This is a genomic window from Curtobacterium sp. VKM Ac-1393 (assembly GCF_015350995.1).
GTDB lineage: Bacteria > Actinomycetota > Actinomycetes > Actinomycetales > Microbacteriaceae > Curtobacterium.
Window position 1 is genome coordinate 617,502 of the sequence record NZ_JADKRW010000002.1, and the last position, 18,722, is coordinate 636,223.

The following is an 18,722-nucleotide window of genomic DNA, read 5'->3' on the forward strand; positions in this document are numbered from 1 at the left end:
TCGGGGCGCTCAGTACCAGTGCGGGTTGACGCTCATCTCGTGGCCCCATGCACCACAGGGCGACCCGTAGGCGCTCTTGATGTAGGCGAGCCCCCAGTTGATCTGCGTGTTCGCGTTCGTCCGCCAATCCGCCCCGGCCGCCGACATCTTGTCGGCCGGCAGCGACTGCGGGATGCCGTAGGCGCCGCTCGAGGCGTTCAGCGCGTTGGCCCGCCAGCCGGACTCCTGCGTCCACAGCGACACCAGGCACGAGAACTGGTCGTCGCCCCAGCCGTAGGACCCGAGGGCGCTCCTGGCGTAGCCCTGCGCCGCTGCCGGGTCGACGACGACGCCGCCGGTGCTCGGGTAGCTCGTGCCCGAGCCGCCGCTGGCGCCCGTGCTCCCGCCAGTGTCGGCGCTCGCCGAGGCTGCTGCGGCCGCCTGTGCTGCCGCAGCCGCCGCGCGCTTCCGCTGCTGCTCGGCCTTCTGTGCCGCGACCTTCTGCCCGAGCTCGTACCCGGCTGCCTGCTTCGCGGTGGTGTCCCGAAGCGAGGCCAGCTGCGCGTACAGCTGGTCGCTGTGCTGTTCGGTCGACTCGACCGCGGCGTTCGCCACAGCCTCGGCCGACTCCGCCGCGGCCGAGCGCTCCTCGGCTGCCTGCGCGCGCGTCGCGCGCTCGCGTTCGGCCCGTTCGGCCTGCTCGTGCAGTGACGACGCCGTGCCGGCGGCGACCGATGCCTCGTCCATCACGCCGGACCAGGTCGACGACAGCTGGCCGAGGGCGCCGAGCTGGTAGAGCAGTTGGTCGGGGTTCTTCGCCGTCGCGATCCGGGTGGTCATCTGGTTCGTGCTGCCGTCGCGGTACAGGTTCGCGGCGAGCTGTCCGGCGCGCGTCTGCGCGCGCTCGGCCGTCTCCGACGCCTGCTGCGCCTGGGCCTGGAGGCTCGTGGCGGCCTGGGTGGCGCTCGCCAGCTCCGCCTCGGCGGCGTCCGCCTTCGACGATGCCGTCAGCGCTGCCTGCGACTTCGCGGCGGCCTCGTCCTGCGCAGACTGCAGTGCCGCCTGGACCTTCGAGACCTCGGCACGCTTCGACTGCTCGTTGCCCTTCGCCCGCTGGACGTCCTGCCACGTCGGGTACTCCGTCGCGGTCGCCGGGACAGCGGTGAGGACCGGGGCGACGAGCGCGCCGACGACCACGGCGGCCGCGACGAGCACGCCCCGCGAAGGGGTGAGACGCATGTTCGGCAGGCTACCGATGTTCACCACGAGTCCAGCGAGCCGCGCCGCCGACAGCCTGAGGACTGGTAAAGTCCACCGTGTCCGAGGACTCATTCCCCGGACGTCACACACAACACTGCGCAGGCCGGGCACGGAGCTGGTCATCGGTGGTGGCTCGCGGGCCGGAACGGTTTCCCGAGTGCTTCTACTGCTGGCCAGACATGCGTCCGGAACGATCGGCGCGCACGCACCATCGAGTGCCGTCGCCAAGGCCTGCCGGAAACACATCAAGGAGGCGCCCTTTTGGAGGGTCCCGAGATCAAGTTCGCCGAAGCCGTCATCGACAACGGCAAGTACGGCAAGCGCACCGTCCGGTTCGAGACCGGTCGGCTCGCACAGCAGGCACAGGGCGCGGTCGCCGCGTACCTCGACGAGGAAACGATGCTCCTCTCGGCCACCAGTGCCGGCAAGCACCCGCGTGAAGGCTTCGACTTCTTCCCGCTGACCGTCGACGTCGAGGAGCGCTCGTACGCCGCCGGCAAGATCCCCGGTTCGTTCTTCCGCCGCGAAGGCCGTCCGTCGACCGAGGCCATCCTGGTCTGCCGTCTCATCGACCGGCCGCTGCGCCCGTCGTTCGTCGACGGCCTGCGCAACGAGGTCCAGATCGTCATCACCGTCCTGAGCATCGCTCCGGACGAGTTCTACGACGCGCTGGCCATCAACGCCGCGTCCGCGTCGACGCAGATCTCCGGTCTGCCGTTCTCCGGCCCGATCGCCGGTGTGCGCCTCGCGCTGATCGGCGACCAGTGGGTCGCGTTCCCGAAGGCATCGCAGCTCGCCGAGGCCGTGTTCGACCTCACCGTCGCCGGCCGTGTCGTCACGGACGACGCGGGCAACGAGGACGTCGCGATCATGATGGTCGAGGCTGAGGCCACCGAGCACGCCTGGGACCTCATCCAGGGCGGCGCCACCAAGCCCGACGAGGCCATCGTCGCGCAGGGTCTCGAGGCGGCCAAGCCGTTCCTCAAGTCCCTCGTCGACGCCCAGGCCAAGCTCGCCGCGCAGTCGGCCAAGGAGATCCAGGACTACCCGGTCTTCCCGCCGTACGCGCCCGAGGTCTACTCCGCTGTCGAGGCCCTCGCGCTCTCCGAGCTCGGTGACGTCTACAAGATCGCCGCGAAGACCGAGCGCCAGGACGCCGACGACGCACTCAAGTCGCGCGTCAAGTCGGCCATCGCGGAGCAGGTCACCGCGGGCTCGCTGCCCGAGGTCGCCAACTCGCAGGTCAGCGCCGCGTACAAGTCGGTCACGAAGAAGGTCGTCCGCGGCCGCATCCTGACCGAGCAGATCCGCATGGACGGCCGTGGCCTCGCCGACATCCGTCCGCTCGACGCCGAGGTCGCCGTGATCCCGCGCGTCCACGGTTCGGCGATCTTCCAGCGCGGCGAGACGCAGATCCTCGGCGTCACCACGCTGAACATGCTCAAGATGGAGCAGCAGATCGACTCGCTGTCGCCCGTCACGAAGAAGCGCTACCTGCACCACTACAACTTCCCGCCCTACTCGACCGGTGAGACCGGCCGCGTGGGTTCGCCGAAGCGTCGCGAGATCGGGCACGGCTTCCTCGCCGAGCGCGCCCTCGTGCCGGTGCTGCCGTCGCGTGAAGAGTTCCCGTACGCCATCCGTCAGGTCTCCGAGGCGCTCAGCTCCAACGGCTCGACCTCGATGGGTTCCGTCTGCGCCTCGACCCTCTCGCTGCTCAACGCCGGTGTGCCCCTCAAGGCCCCGGTCGCCGGCATCGCGATGGGCCTGGTGTCCGACACCGTCGACGGTCAGACCCGCTACGCGGCGCTGACCGACATCCTCGGTGCGGAAGACGCCCTCGGCGACATGGACTTCAAGGTCGCCGGTACCTCGGAGTTCGTCACCGCGATCCAGCTCGACACCAAGCTCGACGGCATCCCGTCGACGGTCCTCGACGCCGCGCTCAAGCAGGCCAAGGAGGCCCGCTCGGCCATCCTCGGTGTGCTGAACGAGGCGATCGACGCCCCCGACGAGATGGCGGACACCGCTCCTCGTGTCATCTCGGTGCAGATCCCCGTCGACAAGATCGGCGAGCTGATCGGCCCGAAGGGCAAGACGATCAACGGCATCCAGGACGAGACCGGAGCCGACATCTCGATCGAGGACAACGGCACCGTCTACATCGGTGCCGTCGACGGACCGTCGGCCGAGGCTGCTCGTGCCCAGGTCAACGCGATCGCGAACCCGACCAACCCGGAGATCGGGGACCAGTTCCTCGGCACCGTCGTGAAGATCGCCACCTTCGGCGCCTTCGTGTCGCTCCTGCCGGGCCGTGACGGTCTGCTCCACGTCTCCGAGGTGCGCAAGCTCGCCGGTGGCAAGCGGGTCGAGAACGTCGAGGACGTCCTGGGCGTCGGCCAGAAGGTCCTGGTCGAGGTCACCAAGGTGGACGACCGCGGCAAGCTGTCGCTCGCGCCGGTCGTCGCCGAGGAGTCGGACACCGACTCCAGCGGTGCCCGCGAGGAGTCGACGGACGCCACCGTCTGATCCACCCCTGGCACACGAACGGCCGTCGTCCCTCGCGGGGCGGCGGCCGTTCGCTGTTGCGGTGGGGCGGGCGGCGTCAGGCGGCGGGGGTCTCCTGCGTGCCGACGAGCTGCGCGCGGCCGAGCAGGTGCTCGCGGAGCACGAAGCCGACGACCGCGGGGGTCGCGTCGGCGGGGGCCTCGAGCAGCGGCACGTCGAGGGCGCTCAGCGTGAAGAAGTAGCGGTGCACGCCGTGGCCGGCGGGCGGTGCCGCGCCGAGGAACGTGTCGGTGCCGAACTCGTTGCGCCGGCGGAGTGCCTCGGCCGGCAGCAGGGCGTCGTCCGTGCCGGCACCCGTTGGCAGTGACGTCGCGGACGCCGGGATGTCGGTCAGGCTCCAGTGCCAGAAGCCCGAGCCGGTCGGGGCGTCGGGGTCGTACACGGTGAGCACGAAGCTCTTCGTGCCCTCGGGAGCGCCGGACCACTCGAGTGCGGGGGAGCGGTCCTCGCCACCGGCGTCGGTGCCGCGCGCCCAGGTCGGCAGCGCACCGCCGTCGGTGAAGTCGGGGCTGGTCAGGGTGAACGTGGGGACCTCGGGGAGGTTCCAGTTGGGGTCGTTGGCCATGCCTCCAGCCAACACCCGTGGCCTCGGTGGGCGCCCGAAGCCCGACACACGGTGCTCGTTTCGTCGGGCGGTGCGGCGTTGGGGGCTGGGTGCGGCGTTGTAGGCGCGCACGGAGCGCGGAAGCTCGCACGGGGCGCCAGAACGCGCACGGTGCGCCCGCGCACGCGCACGCGCACGGCGCACAGACCAGCCGCGCGTCAGCCGGCGAGGACGCGGTCGACGACGCGACCGAGGGCTGCGGTCGCCGCGATGGCGTCACCGGCGTAGGCACCGGCCATCGCCCCGTCGCGCGCGAGCATGAGCTCGTCGGCACCGTCGCCCGGCAGCTGGTGACCAGACTCCTGCAGCAGGGTCGCGAGCCGGTCGGTGTACCAGTCGCGGTGGGTGGCGACGACCTCGCGCACGGGGTCGCGGGGATCGTGGTACTCGGCGGCGGCGTTCAGGAACGCGCAGCCGCGGAAGCCGGGGTCGTTGACCTCGTCGGCCAGGGCGGCGACCCAGGCGCGGACCGCTGCGGCCGGGGAGCCGGCGTCGGCGACGAGCTGCTCCGTCCGTTCCTGCACGAGCGTGTGCTGGGTCCGGATGTAGGCGAGGATCAGGTTGTCCTTCGACCCGTAGTGCTTGTAGAACGTCGCCTTCGTGACGCTCGCCTCGGAGATGAGACGGTCGACGCCGACGCTGTGGATGCCCTCTTCGTAGAACAGGCGCATGGCCGTCTCGAGGATGCGGACCTTCGCGCCGCCGGAGCGGGGAGTCGGGGGGACGCTCGACCCGTCCGGCGACGCGAGGTTCGTGCTCGGACCAAGGAGACGCTGGACGGCCGGTTGGGGGGAATCGACCGTCACAGCGTGGCTCCTTGGTTCATCGGCTCCGCGACCGAGTGGGGGGACTCGTGGCCGCGAGGACTGATGTCCCGAGCCGCCGGATCGAAATATAGGGGGGCTTCCGATCCGACGTGAACGACTGTACCACAAGGAGGACAGACAGACGAGTCGGTCTGTCCACATATTTTGTACCCCTCTTCGGGTGGCAGGCGCCGGGCCTGTGGAAACTGGGCGGCCAGCGCGGTGCGGTCAGTAGGCTCGTCTGCGATGAACCAGCCAGTGCCACTGCCGCTCGGGGCCCCGGACACGTCGTTCCTGACGTCCGGCGGGGCCTTCGTCCGTCGCACCGTGCTCCCCTCCGGCGTCCGCGTGCTGACCGAGGCGGTGCCCGGTGCCGCTTCGACGAGCATCGGGTTCTGGGTCGGCGTCGGCTCGCGCGACGAGCGTGACGGGCAGTTCGGGTCGACGCACTTCCTCGAACACCTGCTCTTCAAGGGCACCGAGACCCGGTCGGCGCTCGACATCGCCATCGCGTTCGACTCGGTCGGCGGCGAGCACAACGCCGCGACGGCCAAGGAGTACACCTGCTACTACGCACGGGTCCGTGACGCCGACGTCCCGATGGCCGTGCAGGTGATCGGGGACATGGTGACCGCCTCCGTGCTCGAGGACGACGCCTTCGCGGTCGAGCGTGGCGTGATCCTCGAAGAGCTCGCGATGGCCGCCGACGACCCGGCCGACGTCGCGGGCGAGGCCTTCTTCGCCGCCGCGTTCGGCGCCCACCCGCTCGGCCGCCCCATCGGTGGTACCCCGGACAGCATCCGTGCCGTGCAGCGCGACGAGGTCCTGGCCCACTACCGCGAGCACTACGCCCCGAACGGCATCGTCGTGACGGCCGCCGGTGCCGTCGACCACGACCGGTTCTGCGACGAGGTCGCGGCGGTCTTCCACGACGCCCCGCACGCCGAGCCGCTCGCCCGGCGCACGCCGCAGACCGTCGCGGACCCCATCGAGCCGAAGCTCTCCGTGGTGCACCGTCCGACCGAGCAGGTCAGCATGCTCCGCGGATCACAGGGCCTCGACCTGCGCGACGAGCGTCGGCCGTCCCTGAGCGTCCTCAACGCGGTGCTCGGTGGCGGCATGAGCTCCCGTCTGTTCCAAGAGGTCCGCGAGCGCCGGGGCCTCGCGTACGCGGTGTCCTCGTTCGCGCCGGCCTACCTCGACAACGGTGCCTTCGGCGTCTACGCCGGCTGCGCCCCTGACAACGTCCCCGGGGTGATCGAGATCATCGACGCCGAGTTCCGCCGGATGGTGGACCACGGCATCACGGACGACGAACTGCGCCGGGCCAAGGGACAGATCGAGGGTGCGCTGACCCTGTCGCTCGAGGACTCCGACGCCCGGATGACCCGCCTCGGCCGCTCCGAGCTCGGCACCGGCGAGTACACCGACCTGTCGACCGCACTGGAGCGGGTGGATCGGGTCACCACCGACGGCGTGCTCGAACTCGCCCGCGACCTGCTGACCCGCCCGACGATCACGTCGGTGGTCGGGGCCGTGCAGCAGGACGAACTCGGCGCAGCGATCGGGATGGGCAGCTGAGCACGGACATGTCCCACTACCTGTACCTCGTCCGGCACGGCGAACACCAGGACGCCGAGCACGGCCTCCGCGACGGCAAACTGTCCGAGCGCGGCAAGCGTCAGGCCATGCTCGTCGCCGACCGCCTGGGCGGACTGCCGTTCGACGGCGTCTACCACTCCCCGTTGCAGGCACCGAGCGAGACCGCGGCGTTCCTGGCGCAGCGACTGCCCTCCATCCAGCCCGAGCCGTCGACGCTGCTCTTCGACTGCGTCCCCTCCGGTCCGACCCCGGACATGCCGCACGCGTACCAGGGCTGGTACGGCGGGGTCACCGAAGAGGAGATCATCGCCGGCCAGGCCCAGATGGGCGACGCCGTGTCCGAGTGGTTCACCCCGGCGCGCGAGGACCGGCACGACCTGCTCATCACCCACAACGCCGTGATCGGCTGGTTCGTGCGCGAGGCGTTCCAGGCACCCGAGTGGCGCTGGATGGGTACGAACGTCGCGCACACGGCGCTGACGATCATCCGGATCCGCTCCGCGAAGCCGGCCGAGGTGGTCACCCTGAACGACCTGGCCCACCTGCCGGTGGAACTCCGCACCGGACTGCCGGTCGGCCAACCGGTCTAGCGTCGCGCGCCGGCCGGTGGTCGGCGTCGACCGGGAGGCCCGTGGCGGCTCAGACCACCGGCTCGCGGTCCGTGCGCTTGCGGTACCAGGCCGTCGCGTTCGGGTTCTCGTTGAACGGCGCGACGCGCTCGTAGCCCCGGCTGCGGTACATCGCTGCGGCCGCGACGAGGGAGTCGTTCGTGTCGAGGACGATGCTCGTCGCGCCGAGTTCGGCGCCGGCGCGCTCGAGGGCATCCATGACCGCCGTCGCCACGCCCCGGCCTCGTCCTGCGGGCGTGACGAAGACGTGCTTGACCTCGAACCGGACGTCCGGACCGTCCGCGACGTCGGGGCTCCCCGTGTCGTCGGCGATCCGCCGGAGCCCACCGCAGCCGACCGCGACCCCGTCGTCGTACGCCACCGCGAAGACCCCGTTCGGCGGCGTGAACTCCGCCGCCGGTGTGCGCGTGCGCGAGTAGGTGCCCTGCGCGTTCGGGAACGTGGCCTCGCGCTCGTCCAGGTACGCGTCGAGCAGCACGTCGACCTCGGGCAGAACGGCCGGCACGGTCCTGACCTCGACTGACATGCGTCGATCCTAGGATGGACCGCATGGTCACTCCCGTCGCCGTCGTCGGCGCCACCGGTCGTCTCGGGGGCCTCGTGGCCTCCGTCGTCGAGGAACTCCCGGAGTTCGAGCTCGTCGCCCGCCTGTCCTCGAAGGACGGTGCGCACGAAGCGCCCCCGTCGGTGTTCGGCGGAGCGGCACTCGTCGTGGACGTCACGGTGCCGGCGCTCAGCCCCGCGATCGTCGAGAACGCCCTGTCGAGCGGCGCGAACGTCCTCGTCGGCACGTCGGGCTGGTCGGCCGCACGGCTCGCGAGCCTCCGGACCGCCTTGCAGGACCGCCCCGACCAGGGCGTGCTCGTCGTCCCGAACTTCTCGATCGGCTCCGTGCTCGGTACCCACCTGGCCACGATCGCGGCCCCGTGGTTCCCGTCCGTCGAGATCGTCGAGACGCACCACGCCGGCAAGATCGACTCGCCCTCCGGCACGGCGGTCCGCACCGCCGAACTGATCGCCGATGCCCGCCGCGACGTCGGTCCGGTCGAGGCGCCGCACGTCGACCAGCGTGCCCGCGGCCAGCAGGTGGCGAGCGTGCCGATCCACTCGCTCCGGCTGCCCGGCGTGAAGGCCGTGCAGGACGTCCTGTTCAGCGGCCCCGGTGAGACCCTGACCATCCGGCACGACACCAACGACGACGTCGCCTACGTCGCCGGGATCCGCGCGGCACTGGCCGCCCTCGGATCCGCCCGCGGACTCACCGTGGGTCTCGGCAGCGTCCTCGGCATCGGCTGACCCGGTGGGACGCATCGCACGGGCCGGTCGCACGATACGGTCGCCGTTCTGGGGCGCGGCCCTGATGACGGTGTTGTTGGCGCTCTACATCGTGCTCGTCGGGCAGCGGGCCGTGGCGTTCATCGCGACCGGCATCCCGATCGGCATCGGCATCGGCGTCGCCCTGTTCGTCGTCGCGGCGATCGGGGCACTGCTGCTCGTGCTGGAGTTCCGCTTCGGCCTCCGGATCACCCGGCTCGGCGCGCGGCTCGAGGCCGAGGGCGGTGCGCCGGAGGACGTCGTGCCGGTCCGTCCGTCCGGCCGACCGACGCGCGAAGCCGCCGACGAGCTCTTCCCGCAGTACCGGGCCGCCGTCGAGCACGACCCGGCGGACTGGCGTGCCTGGTACCGCCTCGGGGTCGTCTACGACGCTGCGGGCGACCGGAAGCGCGCCCGCGCCGCGATGCGCACCGCGCTGTCACGGGCGAGCGCCTGAGCCCCGGTCAGAGGACCGCGTCGACCGCGTCCGAGGCGCGGGTGTAGCGGAAGGTGTAGCCGGACTCGAGCAGCTTCGTCGGCACCATCTGCTGACTCGACAGCAGCATCTCGTCCGCTGCGTCCTGCAGCGCCAGTCGCAGCGCGAACTCCGGGATCCGGAACAAGTACGGGCGGTGCAGGTCCTCGGCGACGCGCTTCGTGATGCGATCAGCGACCACGGGTTCCGGGCCGGCCAGGTTCACCGGCCCGCTGACGGCGGACGCCAGGGGGCTCGTCGCCAGGTGCACGATCGCTCCGACCTCGTCCTCGAGCGCGATCCACGGCCAGTGCTGCCCACCGGTGCCGAGGCGGCTGCCGAGCCCGAACCGCGTCAGCGGCAGGATCGGTGCGAGCGCGCCGCCGCCCTCGCCGATGACGATGCCGGTGCGCAGCGTGACGACACGGACCCCCTCGGGTGCCGCGTTCGCCGCGGCCTCCCACGCGGTGCAGACCTCGGCCAGGAACCCGGTGCCGGGCGCCGCGTCGTCCTGCAGGACGTCGGACGGCCGGTCGCCGTAGATGCCGGAGGCCGAGCCGGACAGGAACAGAGCCGGGGGAGTGGTGGCGTGCCGCATCGCCTCGACCAGGGTCTCGGTCGCATCGACGCGCGAGCGCCGGATCTCGTCGCGGTACTTCGCGGTCCACGGCAGCTTGCCGATGTTGGCCCCCGCCAGGTTGATCACCACGTCGGCACCGTCGACGACGGCCGGGTCGAGCGGACGCTGTCCGGGGGCCCAGCGGAACTCCGTCGCCGTGTGCGGCTCGCGGCGCACGAGCGTGGTCACGTGGTGGCCCGCCTCGCGCAGGGCGCGGACGAGCGGGGTGCCGATGAAGCCGGATGCTCCGGCGATCAGGATCGAGAGCGGCTCTGCCGCCGTGTCTGCCATGCCTGCAACGCTACTCACCCGACGTAGGCTTCTGCGTGTGAGCGACAGCGAGACCGTACAGCCCGACCCGACCGTGCCCACCCCGTACGAGGACCTGCTCCGCCGTGTCCTCACCGAGGGCACGCCGAAGGGCGACCGCACCGGCACCGGGACGCGCAGCCTGTTCGGTGCCCAGCTCCGTTACGACCTGTCGCAGGGGTTCCCGCTCGTCTCCACCAAGCGCGTGCACTTCAAGTCGATCGCGTACGAGCTGCTCTGGTTCCTGCGCGGCGACGGCAACGCGACCTGGCTGCAGGAGCACGGTGTCCGGATCTGGAACGAGTGGGCGGACGCGGACGGCGACCTCGGCCCGGTCTACGGCGTGCAGTGGCGTTCGTGGCCGACCCCGTCCGGCGAGCACGTGGACCAGATCGCCCAGGTGATCGAGCAGATCCGCACGAACCCGGACAGCCGCCGACTCATCGTCTCGGCGTGGAACGTCGCCGAGATCCCGGAGATGGCCCTCGCGCCGTGCCACGCGTTCTTCCAGTTCTACGTCAACGACGGCAAGCTCTCGTGCCAGCTCTACCAGCGCAGCGCGGACATGTTCCTCGGCGTGCCGTTCAACATCGCGTCCTACGCGCTGCTGACCCACATGATCGCCGCGCAGACCGGGCTCGAGGTCGGCGACTTCGTCTGGACCGGCGGCGACTGCCACGTCTACGACAACCACGTCGAGCAGGTCGAGGAGCAGCTGTCCCGCACGGCGTACGCGTTGCCGACGCTCGAGCTCGCCCCGCGTGACTCGATCGACGACTACGAGTACGAGGACTTCACCGTCGTCGGCTACCACCACCACCCGGCGATCAAGGCCGCGGTCGCTGTCTGATGCTCGGCATGGTCTGGGCCCGGTCGACCGGCGGGGTCATCGGGGCCGACGGCGGCATGCCCTGGCACGTGCCCGAGGACCTCGCGCACTTCCGGCAGGTCACCGGGACCGCGACCGTCGTGATGGGCCGTCGCACCTGGGAGTCCCTGCCGGAGCGCTTCCGCCCGCTGCCCGGTCGGCGCAACGTCGTGCTCACCCGCGATGCGTCCTGGACCGCTGACGGTGCCGAGGTCGTGCACGACCTCGGCACCGCGCTGGATGGCCGTGACGACAGCGGCGAGCCCGTCTGGGTCATCGGTGGCGGGCAGGTCTACGCCGCGGCGCTGGACCGCGCCGACCGGGTGTCCGAGACCGTCATCGACGTGGACGTCCCTGGCGACACCGTCGCACCGACGCTCGGCGGGTCGGACGGCTGGACGCTCACCGACGAGGGCCCGTGGCAGGAGTCCCGTCACGGCGGGACCCGCTACCGCTTTCTCGAGTGGCGCCGCGCCTGAGCGTTCGGAACCAGGTTCCGGACACAGCACCGCGCAATCCCGTGGTGTGGTGTCCGGAACCTGGTTCCCACCGGGCCGGCCGCGCCTGACGGAGGCGATCCGGGCCTCCCGTCCGCGCCGCAGGCAGGCGACCGTCCACCCGGACGGCGGCCGACACGCTCATCCCCGGTACTCTGGTTCCCGTGTCCACGCGTGAGAATCCCTTCGGTCAGGTCCTCGTCGCCCTCGTGACGCCGTTCACGGCCGACGGCGAGGTCGACTGGCCCGGCGTCGAGCAGCACATCGACGACTGCATCACCGCCGGCGCCGACGGCATCGTCGTCACCGGGACCACCGGCGAGACCAGCACGCTGACCGACCCCGAGAAGCTCCGTCTGGTCGAGGTCGGCAAGTCCGTCGCGGCCGGCCGCGCGAAGATCATCACGGGCGGCGGCTCGAACGAGACCGCGCACGCGATCCACCTGTACAAGCAGAGCGAGCAGGCCGGCGCCGACGGCGTGATGATCGTCACGCCGTACTACAACAAGCCGACCCAGGCGGGCGTGCTCACCCACTTCCGGATGATCGCGGACGCCACCGACCTGCCGGTCCTGCTGTACGACATCCCCGGGCGCACGGGCATCCCGATCACTTACGAGACGATCGTGCGGGCCTCGAAGCACCCGAACATCCTCGGGGTGAAGGACGCCAAGGGCGACTTCGCCGAGGTGTCCCGCGTGCTCAACAACACCGACCTCATGTACTTCTCCGGCGACGACACGAACGTGCTCCCGCACCTGTCGATCGGCGCCACCGGCCTCATCGGCGTCACCGCGAACATCACGAGCGCGCCGTACCGCACCATCATCGACGCCGTGAACCGCGGCGACCTGGCGACCGCGACCGCCGAGCACAAGCGCCTCGAGCCGCTCGTCCGCGCCGTGATGACCCACGTGCCCGGCACCGTCGCGGCGAAGTACATCCTGCACGGGCTCGGCCGCATCGGCAGCCCGCGCGTCCGTCTGCCGCTCGTCGGCCCCGAGGACTCCGAGGCGTACGCCATCGAGACCTCGCTCGAGGCCGTGCGCGACGTGCCCGGCGCCGACTTCTCCAACTTCCGCCCCGACCGCAACGCAGCGGCCGGCGGCGCACTGCCAAAGGTGCCAGGCACCACACGTTAGGAAGACCGCTGCGCGCTGGACGCGCGCAGCACGACAGTCAGGACCGAATGCCCACCCAGATCTCCACACCGCAGCCGCTCGAACCCGGCACCCTCCGCGTCATCCCCGTCGGGGGACTCGGCGAGATCGGTCGCAACATGACCGTCTACGAGTACGAGGGCAAGCTGCTCATCGTCGACGCCGGCGTGCTCTTCCCCGAGGAACACCAGCCCGGGGTCGACCTGATCCTGCCGGACTTCGCGCCGATCCGTGACCGCCTCGACGACGTGCTCGGTGTCGTGCTCACGCACGGCCACGAGGACCACATCGGCGCGGTCCCGTACCTGCTGAAGCTCCGCGACGACATCCCGCTGATCGGCTCCACGCTGACCCTCGCGCTCGTCGAGGCGAAGCTCAAGGAACACCGGATCAAGCCGTACACGCTCGTCGTGGCCGAGGACCAGACCGAGCAGCTCGGCCCGTTCCACCTCGAGTTCGTGGCCGTGAACCACTCCATCCCGGACGCCCTCGCCGTCTCGATCACGACCCCCGCCGGTCGTGTCCTGCACACGGGCGACTTCAAGATGGACCAGCTCCCGCTGGACGACCGCATCACCGACCTCCGTGCCTTCGCGCGCCTGGGCGAGCAGGGCGTCGACCTGTTCCTGCCGGACTCGACGAACGCCGACGTGCCGGGCTTCACCGCTCCGGAGCGCGACATCGGACCGGTCCTCGAGAACATCATCACGCGCGCCCGCAAGAAGGTCGTCGTGGCGAGCTTCTCGTCGCACGTGCACCGTGTGCAGCAGGTCCTCGACGCCGCCGCGGCCGCGAACCGCAAGGTCGCGTTCATGGGGCGCTCGATGATCCGCAACATGACCATCGCCGCCGACCTCGGCTACCTCCGGGTGCCCGAGAACGTGCTCATCGACACGAAGAAGGCGAAGAACGTCCCCGACGACCAGATCGTCTACATGTCGACCGGGTCGCAGGGCGAGCCGATGGCCGTGCTCGCGCGCATGGCGAACCTCGAGCACCAGATCGAGATCGGCGAGGGCGACACCGTCATCCTCGCCTCGTCGCTGATCCCGGGCAACGAGAACGCCGTCTACCGCGTGATCGACGGGCTCACCAAGCTCGGCGCGAAGGTCGTGCACAAGGGCAACGCCAAGGTGCACGTCTCCGGGCACGCCTCGGCCGGCGAACTGCTCTACTGCTACAACATCCTGCGTCCGCGCAACGTCCTGCCCGTGCACGGCGAGCACCGCCACCTGTACGCGAACGCCGACCTGGCGATCCAGACGGGTGTGCCGCCGCGCAACGTGATCCTCGGGCAGGACGGCATCGTCGTCGACCTGAAGGACGGCGTCGCGACGGTCGCCGGCCAACTCGACATCGGCTACGTGTACGTCGACGGTTCGACCGTGGGCGAGATCACCGACGCCGACCTCAAGGACCGCCGTGTCCTGGCGGAGGAGGGCTTCATCTCGATCTTCGCCGCGGTGGACTTCACCACCGGCCAGTGCGTGATCGGCCCGGAGATCCAGTCACGCGGCTTCGCCGAGGACGACTCGGTCTTCGACGACGTCCGTCCGCAGATCGCCAAGGCGATCGCCGAGGCGGCTGCCAACGGCACGCGCGACTCGCACGCGTTCGGGCAGGTCGTCCGCCGCACCGTCGGTCGTTGGGTGAACACGAAGCACCGTCGTCGTCCGATGATCGTCCCGGTGGTCATCGAGGCGTAGCGCGGTTCGTCGCGTTCGTCGCGTTCGTCGCGTTCGACCGGGAGGCCTGTCCAGCGTCCGTCACGGATGCTGCGGCGGGCCTCCCTTGGTTTGTCCTGGGTGGGGATTAGGGTTCTGCCCATGGCCGGAGGCACCAAGTCGACCACGCGCTCGCGCGCGTCCACGTCGTCCCGTGGGAACGGGACGCGCGGTTCGTCGCGCACCCAGGCCACGACGAAGAAGCTGCCGCAGGCTGCACCGACACCGGTGTTCCGTGAGCAGAACCCGCTCGTGACCTTCTGGCTCGCGATGGCGCACGGCGTCGGGGCGATGTTCCGACTGCTCGGCAAGGAGTCCCTCGAGAAGGACCAGCGGCGCGACGGGTTCCCGTTCCTGCTGTTCGTGCTGGCCATCGCCGGTGCCGTCGTCGAGTGGCTCAACCCGACGAACGGCGTGTCGGTCGCACTGGACGCGTACACGTTCGGTGGGTTGTTCGGCCGGCTGGCGTTCGCGCTGCCGGTGATCATGGTCGTCTTCGCCGGGTGGCTGTTCCGGCACCCGGCCTCGGTGCACGACAACACCCGGATCGGCATCGGCCTGGGGATCCTGCTCGTCTCGATCGCCTCGCTCTGCCACGTGTTCGGCGGGCAACCGAGCGCAGCCGACGGCATGCCTGCCCTGGCTGCGGCCGGCGGGGTGCTCGGCTGGGTGGTCATCGGCTGGCTGGTGACGATCGCGACCGCGTGGGTCGCCGTCCCGGTGGCGATCGTGCTGCTCGTCCTCTCGCTCTTCATCATCACCAAGACGCCGCCGAACAAGGTCGGCCGTCGCCTGCACGAGCTGTACGCCTACCTGTTCGGCGCCCCGGCACCCGCCGCCGAGGTCGAGGTCGAGGCCGCCGCAGCACCCGCCGCCCGGGCAAAGACCCCGAAGCGCGGCAAGAAGGGCGACACGGACTTCCAGCTCTTCGACGACCTCGGGTTCGGCGACGAGCGCGCAGCTGGCGAGGACGCTGCCGACGGTGACAACGTGCCGTGGTGGCGCCGGAACAAGTCCGGGCGTGAAGAGGACCCGGCGTACGACAGCCCCGTCCTGACCCCGGCCACCGGTGTCGCGCCCACGGCGCCGCCCGCCGCGGCGGCTGCACCCGCCGTCCCCGTGGCGAGCCCCAACGCGGGCGCTGCCGCCGGCCTGGTGGACCTGACCCCGGCCGAGCCCGCGTCGGTCAACCTCAACGACTCCGTCGAGCAGGACCTGCGGGTCGCCGAACAGGCCCTGCGGGACTTCGGCACCGACGTGCCCGCCCGTCCGGAGCCGACCGCGGCGATCCGCCCAGCGGTGCCCGACGTGGTCGCGGCCCCTCTCGTCGAGGACCCTGTCGTCGACGAGCCCGAGGAGCTCTCCGCCGCGGCGACCGACGACGACCCGTCGAAGCCGTACCGTCTGCCCGCCGCCACCACGCTGAGCTCCGGCACGCCCTCGGTCGCCCGCAGCCAGGCGAACGACGACATCGTCGCCGCGATCACCGGCGTGCTCACCGAGTTCAAGGTCGACGCGAAGGTCACCGGGTTCTCCCGCGGCCCGACGGTCACCCGCTACGAGATCGAGCTCGGCCCTGGTGTCAAGGTCGAGCGCGTCACGGCGCTGTCGAAGAACCTGTCGTACGCCGTCGCCTCGAACGAGGTCCGCATCCTCTCGCCGATCCCCGGCAAGAGCGCGATCGGTGTCGAGATCCCGAACTCGGACCGCGAGATCGTGTCCCTCGGCGACGTGCTGCGCTCGAACGCGGCGCGCAAGTCGAAGCACCCGATGACGATCGGCGTCGGCAAGGACGTCGAGGGCGGCTTCGTCGTCGCGAACCTGGCGAAGATGCCGCACCTGCTCGTCGCCGGTTCGACCGGTTCCGGCAAGTCGGTCTTCATCAACTCGATGATCACGTCGCTGCTCATGCGCGCGAAGCCGTCCGAGGTCCGCATGGTCCTGGTCGACCCGAAGCGCGTCGAGCTCTCGATCTACGCCGGGGTCCCGCACCTCATCACGCCCATCATCACGAACCCCAAGAAGGCGGCAGAGGCGCTGCAGTGGGTCGTGAAGGAGATGGACATGCGGTACGACGACCTGGCGTCCTTCGGGTTCCGCCACGTCGACGACTTCAACAAGGCGATCGAGAACAACGAGATCGTCCTGCCGGCGGGCAGCGAGCGGAAGCTCAAGCCGTACCCGTACCTGCTCGTCGTCGTCGACGAGCTCGCCGACCTCATGCTCGTCGCACCGCGCGACGTCGAGGAGTCGATCGTCCGCATCACCCAGCTCGCCCGCGCCGCCGGCATCCACCTGGTGCTCGCGACGCAGCGGCCCTCGGTGGACGTCATCACCGGCCTGATCAAGGCGAACGTGCCGTCGCGCATCGCCTTCGCGGTGACGAGCGTCACCGACTCCCGCGTCATCCTCGACCAGCCCGGTGCCGACAAGCTCATCGGTCAGGGCGACGCGCTCTTCCTGCCGATGGGTTCGTCGAAGTCGCTCCGTGTGCAGGGCGCCTGGGTGCAGGAGGGCGAGGTCGCCGAGGTCGTCCAGCACGTCACCCGCCAGGCCCAGCCCGAGTACCGCCAGGACGTCCAGGCCGTGGTCGAGCGCAAGGAGATCGACGCCGACATCGGCGACGACCTCGAGCTCCTGCTCGCGGCCGTCGAGCAGGTCGTCTCGACGCAGTTCGGGTCGACGTCGATGCTGCAGCGCAAGCTCCGCGTCGGGTTCGCCAAGGCCGGCCGCCTGATGGACCTGATGGAGTCCCGCGACATCGTCGGACCGTCCGAGGGGTCCAAGGCCCGCGACGTGCTCGTGACCACCGACCAGCTGCCATCGGTGCTCGCGAAGCTGCGCGGCGAGGAGCCGCCCGCCGCGCCGGCCCCCGTGGCCCCCGTGCCCGGACCGAGCGACGACGGCGACCGGTACAGCGCCGACCCCGTGGGCGACATGACCCGCGGGTACGATGAAGTGCACGACGAGCCCGATGAGGACGCGTGGGGACTGACGGGCAGGGAGTGAAGGCGATGACCGCCTCGGACAGCACGGACACGACGCACGGCGCGAAGTTCCCCTGGCGCGGGCGACTGCTCCGCAAGGGCCCCGGCCCCGCATCGACGGCGAACGTCGCGAACATCATCACCGTGGTGCGCATCCTGATGGCGCCGTTGTTCTTCGTGCTGCTGCTCACCGACGCCGGCGACGACGGCCCGCTGCGCATCTGGGCAGCCATCGTCTTCGTCGTCGCGATCGTGACGGACAGTGCCGACGGCATCATCGCCCGGCGGCAGAACCTGGTCACCGACTTCGGCAAGCTCGTCGACCCGATCGCCGACAAGGTCCTGATCGGCGGCGCGCTCGTGGCCCTGTCGATCCTGGCCGAGCTGCCCTGGTACGTGACGGTGCTCATCATGGTGCGCGAGATCGGCATCACGGTGTTCCGCTTCGCGGTGCTGTCGGACCGGGTGATCCCGGCCAGTCGCGGCGGCAAGATCAAGACCGTGCTGCAGGCCGTCGCCCTGACGTCGGCACTCTTCCCGTGGTGGGAGCTCGTCGGCGACTGGGCGCACTGGGTCAACGTGGTCCTGATGACCGCGGCGTTCCTCGCCACCGTGCTCAGCGGCATCGACTACCTCTACCAGGCGTGGAAGCACAACCGGACCACCGCGTGACGCGCGCCGACGACGCGACCGACGCCGTGCCTCCCGGCCCTGCCGACACGGTCGACGCGATCGCGCTGGACCTGGTCGCCGACCTGACGCGTCGCGGTGCGACCGTCGCCGTGGCGGAATCGCTCACCGGCGGACTCGTCGTGTCGACGCTCGTCGGCGTGCCGGGGGCGAGTGCCGTGGTGCGCGGGGGAGTCGTGGCCTACGCGACACCCGTCAAGCACTCGGTGCTCGGGGTGTCGGCCGACCTCCTGGCCGCCAACGGCGCCGTCGATCCCGAGGTCGCGCGACAGATGGCCGCGGGTGTCCGCACCGCGCTGGCCGTCGACGGAGAACCGGCGACGTGGGGGATCAGCACGACCGGGGTGGCCGGACCGGACCCGCAGGACGGCAAGCCGGTGGGCACCGTGTTCATCGGCATCGCATCGGCGGACGGTGCCACTGCCTGGGAACTGCACCTGGACGGCGACCGCACGGCAATCCGGACGGCCACCGTCTCCGAACTCCTGACACGGATGTCGTCCGTGGTCCGGGGCCGGGAATAGGTCTCGTTTCCACTGGGTTACATCTCACGCAATCTCCAGCAGGACGGCAGCCAGCCTGGTTAGCATGCTCGAACCGGCAACGCTACTGTTGCTGAACCCGAACTCGG

General features: G+C 70.7%; 17 protein-coding genes. 12 read left to right on the plus strand and 5 right to left on the minus strand.

Annotation, left to right across the window (positions count from 1 at the left end; genetic code table 11):
• Positions 1-9: 9 nt before the first annotated feature.
• On the minus strand, positions 10-1,218 hold the full coding sequence (locus ITJ59_RS06750; protein ID WP_194650316.1) for a coiled-coil domain-containing protein: 1,209 nt from the start codon (positions 1,216-1,218) through the stop codon (positions 10-12).
• A gap of 282 nt (positions 1,219-1,500) precedes the next feature.
• On the opposite strand from ITJ59_RS06750, the gene ITJ59_RS06755 reads away from it, so the two are divergent.
• Positions 1,501-3,768 (plus strand): polyribonucleotide nucleotidyltransferase, encoded by a 2,268-nt coding sequence (locus ITJ59_RS06755; RefSeq protein WP_194650317.1) that lies wholly within the window; start codon positions 1,501-1,503, stop codon positions 3,766-3,768.
• Between the two features lie 76 nt (positions 3,769-3,844).
• On the opposite strand, the gene ITJ59_RS06760 is transcribed toward ITJ59_RS06755, so the two are convergent.
• On the minus strand, positions 3,845-4,372 hold the full coding sequence (locus ITJ59_RS06760) for a YbhB/YbcL family Raf kinase inhibitor-like protein (protein ID WP_194650318.1): 528 nt from the start codon (positions 4,370-4,372) through the stop codon (positions 3,845-3,847).
• Between the two features lie 197 nt (positions 4,373-4,569).
• The gene (locus ITJ59_RS06765) at positions 4,570-5,217 is read right to left on the minus strand and encodes a TetR/AcrR family transcriptional regulator (RefSeq protein WP_194650319.1); all 648 of its coding nucleotides are present in this window, start codon (positions 5,215-5,217) and stop codon (positions 4,570-4,572) included.
• 246 nt (positions 5,218-5,463) lie between these two features.
• On the opposite strand from ITJ59_RS06765, the gene ITJ59_RS06770 reads away from it, so the two are divergent.
• Both ITJ59_RS06770 and ITJ59_RS06775 read left to right on the plus strand, forming a co-directional pair.
• On the plus strand, positions 5,464-6,798 hold the full coding sequence (locus ITJ59_RS06770; protein ID WP_194650320.1) for a M16 family metallopeptidase: 1,335 nt from the start codon (positions 5,464-5,466) through the stop codon (positions 6,796-6,798).
• 8 nt (positions 6,799-6,806) lie between these two features.
• Positions 6,807-7,409 (plus strand): histidine phosphatase family protein, encoded by a 603-nt coding sequence (locus ITJ59_RS06775; RefSeq protein WP_194650321.1) that lies wholly within the window; start codon positions 6,807-6,809, stop codon positions 7,407-7,409.
• Positions 7,410-7,458: 49 nt separating this feature from the next.
• Here the strand turns inward: ITJ59_RS06775 and ITJ59_RS06780 are convergent, their stop codons facing one another.
• Positions 7,459-7,974 carry a GNAT family N-acetyltransferase gene (locus tag ITJ59_RS06780; RefSeq protein WP_194650322.1) on the minus strand — a complete coding sequence of 172 codons (516 nt, stop codon included), beginning with the start codon at positions 7,972-7,974 and terminating at the stop codon, positions 7,459-7,461.
• 23 nt (positions 7,975-7,997) lie between these two features.
• On the opposite strand from ITJ59_RS06780, the gene dapB reads away from it, so the two are divergent.
• Positions 7,998-8,744: a 4-hydroxy-tetrahydrodipicolinate reductase gene (gene dapB, locus ITJ59_RS06785; RefSeq protein WP_228511116.1), complete on the plus strand. Its 747-nt coding sequence runs from the start codon at positions 7,998-8,000 to the stop codon at positions 8,742-8,744.
• Between the two features lie 4 nt (positions 8,745-8,748).
• A complete protein-coding gene (locus ITJ59_RS06790) occupies positions 8,749-9,219 on the plus strand; it encodes a tetratricopeptide repeat protein (protein ID WP_416354856.1) in 471 nt (156 codons plus the stop codon).
• 7 nt (positions 9,220-9,226) lie between these two features.
• Here the strand turns inward: ITJ59_RS06790 and ITJ59_RS06795 are convergent, their stop codons facing one another.
• Positions 9,227-10,147, minus strand: a complete 921-nt coding sequence (locus ITJ59_RS06795) for a TIGR01777 family oxidoreductase (protein ID WP_194650324.1) — start codon at positions 10,145-10,147, stop codon at positions 9,227-9,229.
• A 37-nt stretch (positions 10,148-10,184) separates the two neighbouring features.
• Here ITJ59_RS06795 and ITJ59_RS06800 point away from each other — a divergent pair, with 37 nt between their 5' ends.
• The 7 genes from ITJ59_RS06800 to ITJ59_RS06830 all read left to right on the plus strand — a co-directional run bounded on the left by ITJ59_RS06800 (position 10,185) and on the right by ITJ59_RS06830 (position 18,615).
• Entirely contained in the window at positions 10,185-11,015 is an 831-nt protein-coding gene (locus ITJ59_RS06800) for a thymidylate synthase (RefSeq protein WP_194650325.1), read from the plus strand.
• Positions 11,015-11,512: a dihydrofolate reductase gene (locus tag ITJ59_RS06805; RefSeq protein ID WP_194650326.1), complete on the plus strand. Its 498-nt coding sequence runs from the start codon at positions 11,015-11,017 to the stop codon at positions 11,510-11,512. The genes ITJ59_RS06800 and ITJ59_RS06805 overlap by 1 nt, the downstream gene beginning before the upstream one ends.
• 182 nt (positions 11,513-11,694) lie before the next feature.
• Positions 11,695-12,672 (plus strand): 4-hydroxy-tetrahydrodipicolinate synthase, encoded by a 978-nt coding sequence (dapA, locus tag ITJ59_RS06810; RefSeq protein ID WP_194650327.1) that lies wholly within the window; start codon positions 11,695-11,697, stop codon positions 12,670-12,672.
• A 47-nt stretch (positions 12,673-12,719) separates the two neighbouring features.
• On the plus strand, positions 12,720-14,396 hold the full coding sequence (locus ITJ59_RS06815; RefSeq protein ID WP_194650328.1) for a ribonuclease J: 1,677 nt from the start codon (positions 12,720-12,722) through the stop codon (positions 14,394-14,396).
• A gap of 120 nt (positions 14,397-14,516) precedes the next feature.
• The gene (locus ITJ59_RS06820; protein WP_194650329.1) at positions 14,517-17,423 is read left to right on the plus strand and encodes an FtsK/SpoIIIE family DNA translocase; all 2,907 of its coding nucleotides are present in this window, start codon (positions 14,517-14,519) and stop codon (positions 17,421-17,423) included.
• A gap of 5 nt (positions 17,424-17,428) precedes the next feature.
• Positions 17,429-18,073, plus strand: coding sequence for a CDP-diacylglycerol--glycerol-3-phosphate 3-phosphatidyltransferase (gene pgsA / locus ITJ59_RS06825; RefSeq protein ID WP_228511119.1), 645 nt, complete (start codon positions 17,429-17,431; stop codon positions 18,071-18,073).
• Positions 18,070-18,615 (plus strand): nicotinamide-nucleotide amidohydrolase family protein, encoded by a 546-nt coding sequence (locus tag ITJ59_RS06830; RefSeq protein ID WP_323749428.1) that lies wholly within the window; start codon positions 18,070-18,072, stop codon positions 18,613-18,615. Before pgsA ends, ITJ59_RS06830 begins: the two co-directional genes overlap by 4 nt.
• Positions 18,616-18,722 lie beyond the last annotated feature (107 nt).